At 59.8% G+C, this 15,554-nt stretch carries 16 protein-coding genes; 9 read left to right on the top strand and 7 right to left on the bottom strand.

The features are described 5' to 3' along the window. Both FQ182_RS06005 and FQ182_RS06000 read left to right on the top strand, forming a co-directional pair. The gene (locus tag FQ182_RS06005; protein ID WP_178114392.1) at nucleotides 1–912 is read left to right on the top strand and encodes a LysR substrate-binding domain-containing protein; all 912 of its coding nucleotides are present in this window, start codon (nucleotides 1–3) and stop codon (nucleotides 910–912) included. Between the two features lie 99 nt (nucleotides 913–1,011). Next, nucleotides 1,012–1,542, top strand: coding sequence for a bacterioferritin (locus FQ182_RS06000; protein WP_149411123.1), 531 nt, complete (start codon nucleotides 1,012–1,014; stop codon nucleotides 1,540–1,542). 51 nt (nucleotides 1,543–1,593) lie between these two features. Here FQ182_RS06000 and FQ182_RS05995 read toward each other — a convergent pair whose 3' ends face one another. Beyond that, the gene (locus tag FQ182_RS05995) at nucleotides 1,594–3,663 is read right to left on the bottom strand and encodes an AsmA family protein (RefSeq protein WP_149411124.1); all 2,070 of its coding nucleotides are present in this window, start codon (nucleotides 3,661–3,663) and stop codon (nucleotides 1,594–1,596) included. Nucleotides 3,664–4,031: 368 nt separating this feature from the next. Between FQ182_RS05995 and FQ182_RS05990 the strand changes: the two genes are divergently transcribed. The 7 genes from FQ182_RS05990 (at nucleotide 4,032) to FQ182_RS05960 (ending at nucleotide 9,100) form a co-directional block, all read left to right on the top strand. Continuing rightward, nucleotides 4,032–4,379, top strand: a complete 348-nt coding sequence (locus tag FQ182_RS05990; RefSeq protein ID WP_149411125.1) for a hypothetical protein — start codon at nucleotides 4,032–4,034, stop codon at nucleotides 4,377–4,379. A gap of 151 nt (nucleotides 4,380–4,530) precedes the next feature. Then, nucleotides 4,531–5,163, top strand: coding sequence for a TetR family transcriptional regulator (locus FQ182_RS05985; protein ID WP_149411126.1), 633 nt, complete (start codon nucleotides 4,531–4,533; stop codon nucleotides 5,161–5,163). Between the two features lie 297 nt (nucleotides 5,164–5,460). After that, a complete protein-coding gene (ureE, locus tag FQ182_RS05980; protein WP_149411127.1) occupies nucleotides 5,461–5,961 on the top strand; it encodes an urease accessory protein UreE in 501 nt (166 codons plus the stop codon). Continuing rightward, the gene (locus FQ182_RS05975; RefSeq protein ID WP_149411128.1) at nucleotides 5,958–6,632 is read left to right on the top strand and encodes an urease accessory protein UreF; all 675 of its coding nucleotides are present in this window, start codon (nucleotides 5,958–5,960) and stop codon (nucleotides 6,630–6,632) included. The genes ureE and FQ182_RS05975 overlap by 4 nt, the downstream gene beginning before the upstream one ends. A gap of 9 nt (nucleotides 6,633–6,641) precedes the next feature. Then, entirely contained in the window at nucleotides 6,642–7,256 is a 615-nt protein-coding gene (gene ureG, locus FQ182_RS05970) for an urease accessory protein UreG (RefSeq protein ID WP_149411129.1), read from the top strand. Between the two features lie 23 nt (nucleotides 7,257–7,279). Next, on the top strand, nucleotides 7,280–7,852 hold the full coding sequence (locus FQ182_RS05965; protein WP_149411130.1) for a HupE/UreJ family protein: 573 nt from the start codon (nucleotides 7,280–7,282) through the stop codon (nucleotides 7,850–7,852). A gap of 126 nt (nucleotides 7,853–7,978) precedes the next feature. Beyond that, nucleotides 7,979–9,100, top strand: coding sequence for an AGE family epimerase/isomerase (locus FQ182_RS05960; protein ID WP_149411131.1), 1,122 nt, complete (start codon nucleotides 7,979–7,981; stop codon nucleotides 9,098–9,100). 28 nt (nucleotides 9,101–9,128) lie between these two features. On the opposite strand, the gene FQ182_RS05955 is transcribed toward FQ182_RS05960, so the two are convergent. The 6 genes from FQ182_RS05955 to FQ182_RS05925 all read right to left on the bottom strand — a co-directional run bounded on the left by FQ182_RS05955 (nucleotide 9,129) and on the right by FQ182_RS05925 (nucleotide 15,507). Continuing rightward, nucleotides 9,129–10,034, bottom strand: coding sequence for a cation diffusion facilitator family transporter (locus tag FQ182_RS05955; protein ID WP_149411132.1), 906 nt, complete (start codon nucleotides 10,032–10,034; stop codon nucleotides 9,129–9,131). Nucleotides 10,035–10,201: 167 nt separating this feature from the next. After that, nucleotides 10,202–10,969 carry an SDR family oxidoreductase gene (locus tag FQ182_RS05950; RefSeq protein ID WP_149411133.1) on the bottom strand — a complete coding sequence of 256 codons (768 nt, stop codon included), beginning with the start codon at nucleotides 10,967–10,969 and terminating at the stop codon, nucleotides 10,202–10,204. Between the two features lie 743 nt (nucleotides 10,970–11,712). Continuing rightward, nucleotides 11,713–12,429: an ABC transporter ATP-binding protein gene (locus FQ182_RS05940; RefSeq protein WP_149411365.1), complete on the bottom strand. Its 717-nt coding sequence runs from the start codon at nucleotides 12,427–12,429 to the stop codon at nucleotides 11,713–11,715. Between the two features lie 11 nt (nucleotides 12,430–12,440). Then, nucleotides 12,441–13,316 (bottom strand): ABC transporter ATP-binding protein, encoded by an 876-nt coding sequence (locus tag FQ182_RS05935; RefSeq protein WP_149411134.1) that lies wholly within the window; start codon nucleotides 13,314–13,316, stop codon nucleotides 12,441–12,443. Further along, nucleotides 13,313–14,590: a high-affinity branched-chain amino acid ABC transporter permease LivM gene (gene livM / locus FQ182_RS05930; RefSeq protein ID WP_149411135.1), complete on the bottom strand. Its 1,278-nt coding sequence runs from the start codon at nucleotides 14,588–14,590 to the stop codon at nucleotides 13,313–13,315. The genes FQ182_RS05935 and livM overlap by 4 nt, the downstream gene beginning before the upstream one ends. 2 nt (nucleotides 14,591–14,592) lie before the next feature. Beyond that, complete coding sequence (locus FQ182_RS05925; RefSeq protein WP_133101451.1) at nucleotides 14,593–15,507, bottom strand: branched-chain amino acid ABC transporter permease LivH; 915 nt, start codon at nucleotides 15,505–15,507, stop codon at nucleotides 14,593–14,595. Nucleotides 15,508–15,554 lie beyond the last annotated feature (47 nt).

Genomic DNA, 15,554 nt, shown 5'->3' with positions numbered 1-15,554 from the left:
ATGGAGCCCGCCATGTTTGCCTCGCTGCCCCTCACCGCCCTGCGCGCCTTTGAATCCGCATCGCGCCTGCTCAGCTTCAAGGCGGCAGCCCTGGAACTGTCGGTGACGCCGACAGCGGTGTCCCATCAGATCCGCTCCCTGGAAACCTGGCTGGGGGTGGCGCTGTTCGAACGCCTGCCGCGCCAGGTAAGGCTGACCGAATGTGGCGAGCGGTTGTTCCACAGCCTGCACGGCGCGCTGCTGGAGGTAGCGCAAAGCGTCGACACCCTGCGCCCGCAACGCAGCGTCGGCAACCTCACGCTTTCCACGACGCCGGCCTTCGCCGCCCTGTGGTTGGTGCCACGGCTGGGGCGTTTTTATGCCGCTCATCCCGGGATCAACCTGCGCCTGGACACACACTGCGACGTGGTGGATTTGCAACAAGACGCCAGTATCGACCTGGTGATTCGCTACAGCCTCGACAATTACCTCAACCTGTACGGCCTGTGCCTGTTCGATGAGTGTTTCGCGGTCTATGGCTCGCCCGAACAAGTGGCATTGGCAAGCACTCAGCCCCCGACGCTGATCAGCGTGCGCTGGCACAACGCCAAGCTCTACGCCTTGGGCTGGCAAGCCTGGTGTGACAAGGCCGGCGAGCATTGGCTGCAGCAAGCCAAGTCGATACGCGAATACGACGAAGAGCACTACGCCCTTCAAGCGGCGATTGCCGGCCAGGGCCTGGTGTTGGCCAGTAACATCCTGGTTTCACAAAGCGTGGCCAGCGGTTTGCTGGTGCCTTATAGGCCCCAGGTCAGCGTCGACGGCGCGGGGTACAGCGCGCTGTGCGTACCTGGACGCGAGCGGCATCCACCGGTCAGGGCGTTTTTCCAGTGGTTACAGGAGGAGGCGCGGCTGTCCGGACACGCACAGTGACATCCAATAAAACTTTTTGTGTGACGCGGCACTCACAACTTGGAGCGATCACGCCGTCAGAGCGTGGCGCAAACCGGATATCGCCCTGAGGAGAATGAGATGACTGACTCACATTTGTCTGACGTAGCCACACTGCGAGCGCGCGCCCGCAAGAACGTCGAGAACGGCGCCGTAACCGAAGGCTACGACGCCGACCGCCAGGAAGTCCTGCGCCTGCTTAACGAGTCGCTGGCCACGGAACTGGTCTGCGTGCTGCGCTACAAGCGTCATTACTTTATGGCCAACGGCATTAAAGCCCATGTCGCCGCCGAGGAGTTCCTGGAGCATGCCAAGCAGGAAGCGGAGCACGCCGACAAGCTGGCTGAGCGCATCGTGCAGTTGGGCGGCGAGCCGGAATTCAACCCGGACCTGCTGTCGAAGAATTCCCACGCGCAATACGTTGCGGGCAATACCTTGAAGGAAATGGTCTACGAAGACCTGGTGGCCGAGCGGATCGCGGTGGACAGCTACCGCGAGATCATCCAGTACATCGGCGATAAAGATCCGACCACCCGGCGGATCTTCGAAGACATTCTGGCCCAGGAAGAAGAACACGCCGATGACATGGCGGATATTCTGCAGGACCTGTAAACCTTTCCCACGACCATTCCCACGCGGAGCGTGGGAATGATCACGCCCGCGTCAGCCTTTCACCGTCTTCGGGGCCTTGCCTTCCTTCATCTGTTGCAGCAACGGTGCACACTGGTTGGGCTCATCGCCACTTGGCGCCACCAGCGCCAGCAAGCCGGCAGCAGGACCGGCGATCACACCCAGCGCGACCATCCCCGCCCCCCGCAACATCAACGGCACCGCTTTCACCCCGGCATTGGGCTTGATAAATGGCCCGTCGACGTACAGCGGTGAGCGCAGGGAAAACAGCCGAAAGCCTTTGGACTCGGGTGTAATGGTCAGGTCCAGTTGTTCACTGGCCATATTCACCGTGCCATCAACGTAGATGATGGCGTTCTCGGTATCGAACACAAACAGCCGAGTGGTGGCCAGGCCGGTCTTGATGCCGAAGTCCGCCGCCGCGCAGTTGATCTTCACTTCCTTGTCGCCAAACAGGCGGCCGACCACGTAGTTACCCACGTTGAGCCCGGCGATTTCCATCAGGCTGCGGCTGATGGCGCCGTCGTTGATCAACATCTTCAGATCGCCATTGGCACTGCCCAGCAGCGCCGCCACGGAGTTACCACGCCCGGCGATATCGGCATCGCCATTGAGTTCACCGAAGCTGGTTTTCATCGGTTCGAAAGTGGGAAACAGCTGCTTGAGCTTGAAGTTGCGCGCCGTCAGTTTTGCCCGGCCGTCCATAGGCGTGACGCGGCCATTGAGGCGAATCTGCGCGTCGAGCTTGCCGCCGGCCACGCCAAAACGCAGGGGTTCCAGGCTCAATTCGCCATCATTGAGCACCAGGTGCGTGTAGAGATCGGTGAACGGCAAGTCGGTGCTGTGGACGATGCGTTTGCCGGTGAGTTCAACATCGGCGTCCATGTCGCGCCAGCGCTCGGTGCGAAACTCTTCCACCGGCAGCACCTTGGTCGCCGGCTGCTTGCTCATCCCTCCACGGGCTTTTTGCTTGGCGTTGGAGTCGGCGCCGATCAAGGGCGCAAGGTCAGCCAGCAGCAGTTGATTGGACACCAGCGCACCGCTGAGCTTGGGCCGCGGCTGGCTGGCGACGTACGCCAGGTTGCCGTGGATATCACTGCTGCCGATCTTGCCGTTGAAGTTCTCGTAGCGGAACGACGCACCGCCCGCCTCATGCAGCTTGGCGATCAGGTGACCGTCGGTGGAATAGGCCGGCGAATCCGGCAGGGTGACGCCCGTCAGCGGGTACAGGTTGCCCAGGCTGCTGCCGGACAGTTTCAGGCGTAGATCCAGGGCGCCGAGGTTCCGCGGGTCGGTCAGGGTGCCGGCCAGGGCGATACTGGTGTCGGCGATCTTCACCTGGGCTTGCAGCGGGAACGGCTTGGTCGCGTCCTGCAAAGCCAGCAGACCACCGATCTTGCCAGTGCCGGCTAGTTTCTGACCGTGGTATTGGCCTTTGACCTTGAGGCCGAAGGCGTAATCCTGTGGCACCGAGCCCTTCTCCTGGGCTTTTTTGGTGTCGCTATCACCGACGATTTCACTGAAGGGAATCGGTTTGCCCAGCAGGTCGATCAACACATCGAGCTGGGTCTTGAGGGTTTGGTCGTCGAGGGTAACGTGGCCCTTGTCGAAACCAATGGCGCCGATGTCTACCACCCAGTTGGACGGCTCTGCATTCGGATCCTTGGGGTCAAACTGGAAGGCCCAGTTGGCACGGCCGTCGGCCAGGCGCTGCAACTCGGCGCTCGGTTCGGTGAGGTCGATACGCGGAATGACCACGCGCTGGGCCAGCAATGGCAACGGCGCGATGCGAAACTCCACACGTTTCAACGTGACCATCTGCGGCTTTTTCGACCACTCGGGGTTGCCCAGCGTCAGGTCCTCGGCCACTACGTGGGGCCAGGGAATCCAGGCGCGCCAGCCACCTTCGTCGGGCTCGCGCTGCCAGACCACGGCCAGGTTGCCATTGATGGCAAAGGGACGATGCAGCTCTTCGCAGATCTTGGCATTGAGGGGGGGCTTGATCCGGTTCCAATCGAAGAACACCAGGATCAATACCACGACGGCGATTAACAGAGCGAAGCTGGCGCAGCTCCAGGCGAGAATTTTACGAGTGCGCGTCATTGCACAGGGCTCCTGAATACGGCTGAGCGTGCGCGTTGCGGCGCACCTTAGGACTACAGCCTATATGGCTACGACTGACAAACGGCCTGGGGGTTTAACCCAAGCGCCAATTAAGCTGAAAAAACCGCCTTTCCTGACCAATCGGACAATCTCAATCATCAACGGCGCACCGTTGTTACCCACGATCGTGTCGAAAATACCCAGCACGGTGCAAAAGCCCGTGCTTGAGAGGCCGGATCTAGAGCCTTTGCCGAGAACAATCAATTCTGTTGATTATTACCATTGTCTTTATGAACTTTTATATCAACTTATCGAGAGTAGCATTAGCCCTGTACCCAATTTATCGCCCTCCCAAGGAGCAACCTCTCATGAAACGCCAATTACTGCTTAGCTTCGCACTGTCCGTCCTGGCTACCAGCGCATTTGCCCTGCCAGCCGCTGAACAGGTCACCCCACAAATCAAGACTGACGCCGCACACATCAGCCAGACCCTGGCCGAAGGTGGTCGTGATCGCCTCGAACAGAAAGGTCTGGTTGAAGGCGGCGCCGAACAAGCCAACAAACGTGCTTACACCGAAGGTGTTGCCGAAGGTGGCCGTGATCGCCTGGAAGAGAAAGGCCTGGTTGAAGGCGGCGCTGATCGTCTGTTGGAACGCAACGCTGTTGCCGAAGGCGGTGCTGACCGTCTGCAAGAACTGCATCAAGCAGCGAGTTAAGCCCGTGCTGGCCCTGGAAAAAAGCCCGATCTCTGGATCGGGCTTTGACTTTGTGTGATCCGCAACACCTTTGCCCCGCCTCAAGTTCGACGCCAGTAAAGTTGTTTTGCTAGAGTGCGACGCTGTCCTTGTCCACAAAGCCTGCCTGCCAATGCTGCCCCGCGCCGAACAGAAGCAACAGACCCGCCTCGCCCTGATGGACGCAGCCCGCCATTTGATGGAGTGTGGCCGTGGGTTCGGCAGCCTGAGCCTGCGAGAAGTGGCCAAGACCGCTGGCATCGTGCCCACCGGTTTCTACCGCCACTTTGCCGATATGGATCAATTGGGCTTGGTATTGGTCAACGAAGTCGGCCAAACCTTTCGCGCAACGATTCGCCTGGTGCGTCATAACGAGTTCGTCATGGGCGGCATCATCGATGCCTCGGTGCGAATTTTTCTCGACGTCGTAGCCGCCAACCGCTCGCAATTCCTGTTCCTGGCCCGAGAACAATACGGTGGTTGCCTGGCAGTACGCCAAGCTATCGGTGCCTTGCGTGAAGACATCACCTCGGACCTTGCGGCCGACCTGACCTTGATGCCCAAGCTGCAACACCTGAATGCCGAGGGCTTGCACGTCATGGCCGACCTGATCGTCAAAAGCGTGTTCGCCACCCTGCCCGACATCATCGACCCGCCCGCCGAAGCCCTGCCGGCGCACCTGACGCCACAGGCCAAAATCACCCAGCAGTTGCGCTTTATCTTTATCGGTCTCAAGCACTGGCAAGGACTGGGCAGCACCGAATAACTCAGCGCACGGCGTGAAAACGCTTGGCCGTGGCCGCCGTTGAACGGTGCATCTCCACGGTAGTGCGGGGCAGATGAATGATGAAAGAGGTTTCATGCGCAGCGCCGTGTAATTCAACGCCGAACGCTCGAATCCGGTGCTATACATCCACCCGCGCACCAAAATGAAACATCTTGGGGCAGCCCCCTGCTTCATCAGAAGGCACAAGGTGCCTGCCTACAGGGAATTCCCGCTCCTGGCGTGATTGGCAAGCCCCTTGCTCTAGCTTGCTTATTGCTCATAGCTGGAAGCTTTCTGATGCTGGTGATCCACCGCCGAATCGCCCCCCAAACCCTCTGGGCCGCCCAACTGCTGCTAAATTTCGAGGCGCGCAGCAAAAGCCGCCTACGCTGTTTCAGTGCCGACGGTGAAGACGTCGGCCTGTTTCTGGAGCGCGGTCAACCGCCGCTTCACGATGGCGAATTCCTGCAGGCTGAAGACGGACGTGTCGTACGTGTCTGCGCGCGGCCTGAACAGCTGCTGCACGTCACCTGCAGCAATGCCTTCGAACTGACGCGCGCTGCCTACCACCTGGGCAACCGCCACGTCGCCCTGCAAGTGGGCGACGACTGGCTGCGCCTGCTCGATGACTACGTGCTCAAGGCCATGCTCGACCAATTAGGGGCCACCACTGAAACCATCGAGGCACCGTTTCAACCGGAGCACGGCGCCTATGGCGGTGGCCATCATCATTCGCGCCACGGCGACGAAGACTTCAACTATCCGCCCAAACTGCATCAGTTCGGCGTGCGCCCATGAACCCAGCCTGGGCGCTGCTGCGTCTGGCCAGTCCGCAATTGCCGATTGGCGGCTACAGCTATTCCCAGGGCCTGGAAATGGCCGTGGAGCAAGCCCGCGTGTGCGACCCTGCCAGTGCCCGGCGCTGGATCAGCGACCAACTGCTGCTCAACCTCGCCCGCTTCGAAGCGCCACTGCTGCTCGCCCATTGCCAGGCCGCCGCCGAGCAGGACTGGCCGCGACTGCTGCAACGGTGTGAAGAACATCGCGCCAGCCGCGAAACCCGTGAGCTGTTTCAAGAGAGCCGGCAGATGGGCTATTCCTTGCAACAGTTGCTTAACGGCTTGCCGGAGCTGGATGCCGTGGCCCGAGAGTTTCTCGGCCAGCTGGGCGAACCGCACCTGGCTCTGGGTTGGGCCTTGGCCGCACGCGCCTGGGGCATCAACCCGGACGACGCACTCGCGGCCTGGCTATGGAGCTGGCTGGAAAACCAATTGGCCGTGCTGATGAAAACCTTGCCCCTGGGCCAACAAGCCGCCCAGCGCCTGACCAGCGAACTGCTGCCGCTGCTGCAACAAGCCCAGCAATACGCCAGCCAGATCGACCCCCACCATTACGGCAGCGCCGCGTTCGGCCTGTCTCTGGCGTGTATGGCCCATGAGCGCCAGTACAGCCGCCTGTTTCGTTCCTAGGAGAAACACATGAACACACAACCCCTGCGTGTCGGTATCGGCGGCCCGGTCGGCTCCGGCAAGACCGCCCTGACCCTGGCCCTGTGCCTGGCGCTACGTGATCGCTACAACCTGGCGGTGGTCACCAACGATATCTATACCCGCGAAGACGCCGACTTCCTGGTGCGCAATCAAGCCTTGGCCCCGGAACGAATCATCGGCGTAGAAACCGGCGGCTGCCCGCACACGGCCATTCGCGAAGACGCCTCCATCAACCTGGAAGCGGTGGATCAACTGAACCGGCGCTTTCCCGGCCTGGACCTGATCCTGGTGGAGTCCGGTGGCGACAACCTGTCCGCCACCTTCAGCCCCGAGCTGTCGGACCTGACCATCTACGTGATCGATGTGTCGGCCGGCGACAAGCTGCCGCGCAAGGGAGGCCCAGGGATCTGCAAATCCGATTTGCTGGTGATCAACAAGATCGACCTGGCGCCCCTGGTCGGCGCCTCATTGGAACTGATGGACAGCGATACCAAACGCATGCGCGGCGAAAAACCCTTTGTCTTCAGCAACCAGAAAACCGGCGTTGGCCTGGAAGCAATCGTCGCCTTCATCGAACGCCAGGGCCTGCTGACTGCAGTCTGACCATCCCAACAAGGAACCTGTCCATGAGCCTCAAGAAACTGTTCGGCGCCCTAGCCCTGCTACTTACCCCGGCCCTGGCCTTTGCTCATCCGGGCCATGGCGACAATGGCCTGGTGGCTGGCATCAGCCACCCCCTAGGCGGCATCGACCACCTGCTGGCGATGGTTGCCGTCGGCCTGTGGGCTGCACAACAAAAAGGCGCCGCCCGCTGGGCACTGCCGTGCACCTTTGTAGGCACCATGCTGATTGGTGGGATGCTGGGTTTTGAAGGCCTGGCGTTGCCGGCCCTGGAAAGCGCGATTGCCGCTTCGGTGTTGGCGCTGGGTCTTGCCGTTGCGCTGGCGATTCGCCCGCCGGTGGTGGTAGCGGTTGCGGCGACGGCGTTGTTTGCGCTCTTCCATGGCGTGGCGCATGGCCTGGAGCTACCTGACATGTCCAGCCCTTGGACATATGCCGCAGGCTTTGTGGCTGCGACGGCCGCGCTGCATGCGGCCGGTTATGCCGTGGTGCGTTTGCTGCCAACAGCCGCGGCGCCACTGGTGCGAGTTGCCGGGGCGGCTTCGGCGGCGACAGGAGTGTGGCTACTCGCTGGCTAAAAACCGCAAGCTTCAAGCTGCAAGTTAAAAGCCGATTGACGCTTTCTTGCCGCTTGAAGCTTGAAGCTTGCAGTTGCCTCTCTGCTACCATGCGCGCAACCGCCCCTGCCGTGACGACGCCAGCCGATGCCCGACGCTCCAAGCTCTGCCCTCAAGCCTCAATTAAACGCCGTGCTCACGCATTTCAACGACCTGATCGTGCCGCTCTGGCTCGGTCCTGGCTGGAGTGCTGACCTGGCCCTGCCCTTTGAGGCCCTGGACGCCGATCATCGCCCCTTGCCCCCGCAACGCTACCGCGCCATGGCCTGCGCCCGGCAGCTGTATCTGTTTGCCAGCCTGATCGGCGAACCCGACGCGGCGTTTGCCGAAGAGCGGGCGGCGGCGCTGTTTCGCTCCTTGCAGCGGCACTTCCGCGACGCCGAACACGGTGGCTGGATCTACAGCATCGACGCCCACGGCAAGCCGCTTGATCAACGCAAAGACCTCTACACCCACGCCTTCATCATCTTCGCCTGCGCCCATTACTGGGCCAAGGTTCGCGAGCCGTTGGTGGAGTCGGTGCTCAATGCCGCCCTGGAAGTGGTTGCCGAGCGATTCGCCACGAGCGATGGTTTGTATGACGCGATACTGGAGCGCGACTGGTCATCCCTCAAGTCCGGCCCCCTGCAAAACCCGCTGATGCACTTGGCCGAAGGCTTCCTCGCCACCCTTGCGGTACGTGAAGATACGCACGTGCAAAGTGCCCTTCTGGCCCTGACGACAGCGATGCAAAAGCACTTCATCGACCGCCAGCATGGCGTGATGCTGGAGAAACCGTTGGGCGCTGTGGATAACTGGTTTGAGCCTGGGCACCAGTTCGAGTGGTTCTTCTTGCTGGAATCTTCGGACTTGCTGCGCGGAACGCCGTTGCACACGTCACTGACCCGAGCGTTTGCCTATGCCGAGCAAATGGGTGTGGATAAATCGACCGGCGCGGTGACGGGCATGTTGGCCCTGGACGGTACGGCTCGCGATGCCACCCAACGGATCTGGGCCCAGGCCGAATACCTACGTGCGCTGACCTTGCGGCCCGACAGTGAAGCGTTATTGCTGCGCCAGTTGCAGGCGTTGCAGCAGCGGTTCCTGCATTTGAAGGGTTGGAATGAGTGCCTGGACGCCAAGGGTAAAGTGAGCCGACGGGATATGCCGTCGACTACGCCTTATCATTTAGCGACTTGTTATCGGGGGTTGGTCGAGTATCTCGGCTGATCTTTCGGGCCTCACCTCGGGCTAACGATCAAGCTACCCACTTCCTGTCCCCGGTAAAGCTGATGGTCAGCCAACGCGCAGCATCAGCCTTGCCCAGCCCTGTGGATATCTCTTCACGCAGCCCATCAAGGGTCGCGACATTGGCTACCGGGTAATCCGCTGGCAACACCACGTGAATCTCGATAAACCGCGCCCGACCGTGCTTCTGCACGTAGGACACGTAATCATCGAAACCATGCCGCTCCTTGGCCGCGTCCATCACCTGGCGCACCTTGCCGTCCAGTTGGTCCGGCACAATCCCCAGCACATCACGCAAGGCCGGGCGCAGGATCTTGAAGGCCGGCGCCAGCATGCTCAGGGCGAGCAGGATCAGGATCAACGGGTCGACATACACCGCCCACTCGCCATAGCCCTGGGACTTGAGCAGCAGCGCAGCAAGAAAGCTCACCAGCAGGCCCACAGATAACATGGCATCCACCAGCCAACTGATGTTGTCGAACTGGATCAGCGTCGACTTGAGCGTACGGTTGCGGTAACGCACATAGAAGAAATAGGTGAACTCGACGACGGTAAACACCGCCGCATAAATGATCACCAGACCCAACTCAATCTCACGCCCGCCATTGATAATGCCGAACACGCCGTTAAGAAACGCGTAGATGGCAATCAACAGCAGAAAACTGCCCTCGATCAGCAGCACCATGGGCTCCAGGTGCCAGTAGCCGAACTGAAAGCGGGCGTTGCTTTTCTTGGCGATCAGCTTGGCAGTGATCAGCATCAGCACCTTGATAAAGGTTGCGATCAGCGAGAAAAATCCATCGAATAAAATGGATTGGGAGCCAGATACAACGCCCGTGACAATACCGCCGATCGCCACGGCGAACATCAGTACGGTCGATTGTTTGAGCAGCGACTGCTCACCTCGGTTACTCACATATCCTCCTGTCAAAACCTTGAAACCGCAGAGCGCGGCGGGGTTTCCAGGATGGGAGTGTACCTTATGTCCTGTTTTGGCCGATTCGCCGCATCCTTTCAGACCAGCGAATACCCTGTGGCGAGAGGGCTTGCCCCCTCGCCACAAACGCCACCTCGGCTACCGTTTTAGCCCTTGGCCCCGCGCTCAATGGAAAACCCGGCCCAGGTCTGGCTCACCGGCATCAGCTCCAGGCGGTTGATGTTGACGTGCGCCGGCGTATTCATCACCCAGAAGATCGTGTCGGCAATGTCCTGTGGCTGGATCGGCTCGGCGCCGGCGTAGGTGGCGTCGTAACGCGCCTGGTCACCGGCAAAGCGCACCAGGGAAAACTCGCTTTCACACAGGCCCGGCTCGATGTTGGTCACCCGCACGCCGGTGCCTTGCAGATCGCAGCGCAGGTTCAGGGAGAACTGTTTGACGAAGGCCTTGGTCGCGCCATACACATGGCTGCCCGGATACGGATAGTTGCCGGCGATGGAACCCAGGTTGATGATCCCGGCACCACGGCCATGGGCGATGAGGCGCGGCAGCAACAGGTTGGTGGTGTACAGCAGGCCTTTGACGTTGGTGTCGACCATGGTCTCCCAATCGTCCAGATTGCACTTGGGCGCAGGGTCCGTGCCCACGGCCAGGCCGGCATTGTTGATCAGCCCGCGCAGTTTGCTGAAGGACGGTGGCAGGCTGGCAATCGCCTCTTCCATACCCTTGCGGTCACGCACGTCCACCACCAGGCCGTGGACTTCAGTCTGTTGCGAAAGCTCGGTGCACAGGGCATTGAGGCGATCTTCGCGACGACCGGTGAGCACCAGCTTCCAGCCATCTTGGGCAAAACGCCGGGCACAGGCTTCACCAAAACCGGAAGTTGCGCCGGTAATAAACAACGTATTGGTCATGGTGTTCTCCTTGCGGGGGGCTTCGAGCAGCCAGAGGGATAAAAAAACCAGCAAGCAGAATGCCCGCACACCGTCCTGGCGGCAACCAATACGGTGACAAGGCGCCACACAACTGTTCAATTTTCAACCAGCCACCTTCAAGCCATATACACCGCGGCTCTCAGCCATATACGCGCATGTTATCCACAGCCCCGTCCACAGTCTTTGGGGGCAAGTGCAAAACCTGCCAAGCCGCTGTACTCAAGGCTTTCAGAGGGATTCAAAAAGTTTTTTGCTTGACCTTGACCGAGGCGTATGTAGGCCTATCGCGAAAGCAGGAATGAAGACGATGGCTCCAGGCCAGTCATTGCGGCCTCTACAGACGTCTTTCCAGAGTTTATTCACAGACTTATCCACAGGCTGAACCGACATATTTTGGTCATATACCTGTGTCTTTGAACAGGTTGACAAAACCTGTGGAAGGCCACGAAAAAACGCCTGATCAAAAAACAACCATGACGCTGTAAGCCTTGAATTCAAAGGCCTCTAGCCAGCTACTCCCACGTTACCCACAGCCGGTTCCACAGCGAATGGGGACAAGTCAAAACTGTGACAAAACAGGGATTTGCGGCGGCTATATGTCGCGCCTTGAGAGGTGCTCAGATTTGTTTTCCACAATTTGGCGAAGAGCCTGTGGACGCCGCAAAAAGCTGTAGGAACGAGGGGCCGCCTAGTTCCTACAGGGGTTAGCACATGACTTACTGTTAGTGCCCGCCCAGATAGGCGTTACGCACTTCCTCATTGACCAGCAACTCCTTGCCGGTACCGCTGAGGCGGATCTCGCCGTTAACCATCACATACGCCCGGTCAGACAGTCGCAACGCATGGTTGGCGTTCTGCTCCACCAGAAAGATGGTCATACCGGTACTCGCCAGCTCCCGCAGCGTGGCGAAAATCTGTTTCACCACAATCGGCGCCAGCCCCAGGCTCGGCTCATCCAGCAGCAACAGCTTGGGCCGACTCATCAGCGCACGGGCGATGGCGAGCATTTGCTGTTCGCCACCGGACATGGTCATGGCCCGCTGATTGCGCCGCTCCTTGAGCCGTGGAAACAGCTCGAACATGCGCTGCATATCTTCGCTGGCAAACTTGTCACCAATGGGAATGGTGCCCATCAGCAGGTTTTCCTCGACGGTCATGTCAGGGAACACCCGCCGCCCTTCCGGCGACTGGGCGATGCCGTTGGACGCGATGTAGTGAGTCGACTTGTGGGTAATGTCCACGCCGCGATAGAGAATCTGCCCGGACTCGGCCCGTGGCTGGCCGAAGATCGACATCAGCAGCGTGGACTTGCCCGCACCGTTGGAGCCGATCAGGCTGACGGTTTCCCCTTCATTGATGTGCAGCGAGACTTTTTTCAGCGCCTGGATCGGCCCGTAGAACACGTCCAGGTCCTTCAGTTCGAGGATTGCTCCACTCATAGCAGCCTCGCTCATACCACTTCCTCTTCATCAGCACCCAGGTAGGCGGCGATCACTTTCGGATCGTTGCGAATCGCCTCAGGGCCGCCTTCGGCGATCACGTTGCCGTGGTCAAGCACCACGATGTGGTCGGAAATACTCATCACCATGCCCATGTCGTGTTCGATCAGCACGACGGTCAAGTCATGCTCGTCCCGCAGCAGCCGGATCATCGCGCTCAGCGCTTCGGTTTCCTGGGGGTTGAGACCAGCGGCCGGTTCATCGAGGCAGATAATCTGTGGCCGGGTGCACATGGCACGGGCGATTTCCAGGCGGCGTTGCTGGCCGTAGGACAGTTCACCAGCCAGACGGTTGGCGCAGTCCACCAGGTCCACCACTTCCAGCCAGTAAAAGGCGTGATCCAGGGCGTCGCTTTCAGCCTTCTGATAACCCTTGGTGTTGAGGATACCCGCCAACATGTTGCGGTTGACCCACATGTGCTGGGCCACCAGCAAGTTTTCCAGCACCGACATTTCCTTGAACAGGCGAATGTTCTGGAAGGTGCGAGCCAGGCCCGCGCGGTTCACCAGGTGAGTACCGCCGAACATCTTGTAGAACACCCGGCTGGCAAAGCTCTTGGGCGAAACAAAGTCGGTGGGCTTGAACGACTCACCAAGCAACTGGATGACGTTGGTCTGCTTGCCCCGCACATTGAGTTCGATCTTGCCCCCGGTGGCCTTGTAGAAACCGGTCAGGCAGTTGAACACCGTGGTCTTGCCGGCACCGTTGGGGCCGATCAGGGCGAAGATCGAGTTGCGCTTGACCTTGAGGCTCACGTCGCTCAAGGCCTTGATGCCACCGAAGTGCATCATCAGATTTTCCACGCAGAGGACGACTTCCTTACTCATGGCGCTACCCCCTTGCGTGGCGTCACACCTGTACGGCTGATCCTGATCAGGCCGCGCGGGCGCCAGATCATCATCACCACCATCAACACGCCGAACAGCAGCACGCGGTATTCGGAGAAGCTGCGCAGCAGTTCCGGCGCCACCGTCAGCACGAACGCGGCGATCACTACGCCGACCGTCGAGCCCATGCCGCCCAACACCACGATGGCGAGGATCAACGCCGACTCGAAGAAGGTAAACGACGACGGATTGACGAAGCCTTGATAGCTGGCGAAAAACACACCGGCCAAACCAGCCGTCGAGGCACCAATGGTGAACGCCGAGAGCTTCACCAGTACGTGGTTCAGGCCCATGGAGCGGCAAGCGATTTCATCTTCGCGCAAGGCTTCCCAAGCGCGGCCCACCGGCATGCGGGTCAGGCGGTGCTTGATGTACAGCACCAGCAACACCACGATAAACAGCACGATGTAGATAAACAGGAATTTAATATTGGGGTTGTAGTCCAGGCCGAAAAACTCATGGAACGGCACCCCTCCGTCCTTGGCTTTGCGCCCGAACTCCAGGCCGAAAAACGTTGGCGATGGCACTGGCATACCGTTCGGCCCACCCGTGAACGACAACCAATTGTTGAGCACAAGACGGATGATTTCACCGAAGCCCAGCGTCACGATGGCCAGGTAATCCCCGTGCATTCGCAACACCGGGAACCCGAGTAAGCATCCGGCCAGCGCAGCCGCAATCGCCGCCAGTGGCAGCACCGTCCAGAAGCCCAGGCCCAGGTATTGATAGCCCAAAGCCAGGCCATAGGCACCGATGGCGTAGAACGCCACGTAACCCAGGTCGAGCAAGCCGGCCAGGCCAACCACAATGTTCAGGCCCAGGCCCAGCAGCACGTAGATCAGCCCGAGGATCACCACTGTCAGCAAGTACTTGTTGGCAAAGAACGGGAACACGATGGCAATCACGATCAGCGCCGGAATGATCCAGCGCAACCGCGACTTGTAGTCCGGCGCCTGTACATGCACGCCGGAACCGGTGTTCTCAAAACCCTGGAGAATCCGTAGCCCCTTGGGGGTTTGCAGGAACAGGCTCATGGCAAAGCGCCCGGCCATCACGATAGCCACCAGAATGCCCACGCGAGCCGGTTGCAGGTTAAAGCTGTAGCCGTCGAGCACCACGCCGACGATCGGACCGAACACGATCAACGAAATCAGCCCGGCGAGGACCGCATCGACCACACTTTTCTTGATATCGATAGATTTGGCAGCAGACATGTTTATACCTTCGCCACGAGAGGGCGACCGAGCAGGCCCTGAGGACGGAAAATCAGAATCACCACCAACAGCGAGAAGCTGAACACGTCTTTGTAATCAGAGTTGATCAACCCTGCGAACAGCGACTCGGAGATGCCGAGGATGATCCCGCCGAGCATGGCCCCAGGCAGGGAACCGATGCCGCCGAGTACCGCTGCGGTAAATGCCTTGATGCCGATGATAAAGCCGGCATAGAAGTCGAACGTGCCGTAGTTCAGGGTAATCAGCACGCCGGCCAGCGCCGCCATGGCTGCACCAATGACGAATACGTAAGAGATCACCCGGTCAGTGTTGATGCCGAGGATCGAAGCCATCTTGCGGTCTTGCTGGGTAGCGCGGCACATGCGGCCGAGCTTGGTGTACTTGATGATGTAAGTCAGCAAGGCCATCCCGGCGAACGCCGCCACCAGAATGAAGATTTTGGTGTAAGTCAGCTGGACGAACCCGGTGCCGATGTCGACTCTCCAGGCTCCGGCCAACAGGGTGGGAATGCCTTGTTGCTTGGCGCCCTGGGCGATCTGCGCATAGTTTTGCAGGATCAGTGAAATACCGATGGCGCTGATCAGCGGAGCCAGTCGGGTGGAGTTACGCAGCGGTTTGTAGGCGACACGCTCGATGACCCAACCGTAGACGCCGGTGACGACGACGGTGAACACCAGGGTGCCGAGAATGAGCAGCGGAAAGGATTCGATACCGAAATAGGCCAGCAGAGCCAGACTGATCGCCGCGAGGTAAGCGGAAATCATATAAACCTCGCCGTGGGCGAAGTTGATCATGCCAATGATGCCATAGACCATTGTGTAGCCGATGGCGATCAGGCCATAGACCGACCCGAGGGTCAGGCCATTGACCAGTTGCTGCAGGAAAATACCATCCATAACGCAATCTCACGCAGTGAGAACCTGCACACCTGTGGGTGTGCGGC

The sequence above is a fragment of the Pseudomonas sp. ANT_H4 genome (assembly GCF_008369295.1).
Lineage (GTDB): Bacteria > Pseudomonadota > Gammaproteobacteria > Pseudomonadales > Pseudomonadaceae > Aquipseudomonas.
This window is presented reverse-complemented; position numbering and strand designations above follow the sequence as displayed.

What these genes read in the sequence shown, in the direction of transcription:
- ureE (WP_149411127.1), top strand. Translation starts at nt 5,461, where the DNA reads ATGCTGGTGATCCACCGCCGAATCGCCCCCCAAACCCTCTGGGCCGCC.
- livM (WP_149411135.1), bottom strand. Translation starts at nt 14,590, where the DNA reads ATGTCTGCTGCCAAATCTATCGATATCAAGAAAAGTGTGGTCGATGCG.
- ureG (WP_149411129.1), top strand. Translation starts at nt 6,642, where the DNA reads ATGAACACACAACCCCTGCGTGTCGGTATCGGCGGCCCGGTCGGCTCC.
- FQ182_RS05965 (WP_149411130.1), top strand. Translation starts at nt 7,280, where the DNA reads ATGAGCCTCAAGAAACTGTTCGGCGCCCTAGCCCTGCTACTTACCCCG.
- FQ182_RS05940 (WP_149411365.1), bottom strand. Translation starts at nt 12,429, where the DNA reads ATGAGTGGAGCAATCCTCGAACTGAAGGACCTGGACGTGTTCTACGGG.
- FQ182_RS05975 (WP_149411128.1), top strand. Translation starts at nt 5,958, where the DNA reads ATGAACCCAGCCTGGGCGCTGCTGCGTCTGGCCAGTCCGCAATTGCCG.
- FQ182_RS05990 (WP_149411125.1), top strand. Translation starts at nt 4,032, where the DNA reads ATGAAACGCCAATTACTGCTTAGCTTCGCACTGTCCGTCCTGGCTACC.
- FQ182_RS05950 (WP_149411133.1), bottom strand. Translation starts at nt 10,969, where the DNA reads ATGACCAATACGTTGTTTATTACCGGCGCAACTTCCGGTTTTGGTGAA.
- FQ182_RS05935 (WP_149411134.1), bottom strand. Translation starts at nt 13,316, where the DNA reads ATGAGTAAGGAAGTCGTCCTCTGCGTGGAAAATCTGATGATGCACTTC.
- FQ182_RS05960 (WP_149411131.1), top strand. Translation starts at nt 7,979, where the DNA reads ATGCCCGACGCTCCAAGCTCTGCCCTCAAGCCTCAATTAAACGCCGTG.
- FQ182_RS05985 (WP_149411126.1), top strand. Translation starts at nt 4,531, where the DNA reads ATGCTGCCCCGCGCCGAACAGAAGCAACAGACCCGCCTCGCCCTGATG.
- FQ182_RS06005 (WP_178114392.1), top strand. Translation starts at nt 1, where the DNA reads ATGGAGCCCGCCATGTTTGCCTCGCTGCCCCTCACCGCCCTGCGCGCC.
- FQ182_RS05925 (WP_133101451.1), bottom strand. Translation starts at nt 15,507, where the DNA reads ATGGATGGTATTTTCCTGCAGCAACTGGTCAATGGCCTGACCCTCGGG.
- FQ182_RS06000 (WP_149411123.1), top strand. Translation starts at nt 1,012, where the DNA reads ATGACTGACTCACATTTGTCTGACGTAGCCACACTGCGAGCGCGCGCC.
- FQ182_RS05995 (WP_149411124.1), bottom strand. Translation starts at nt 3,663, where the DNA reads ATGACGCGCACTCGTAAAATTCTCGCCTGGAGCTGCGCCAGCTTCGCT.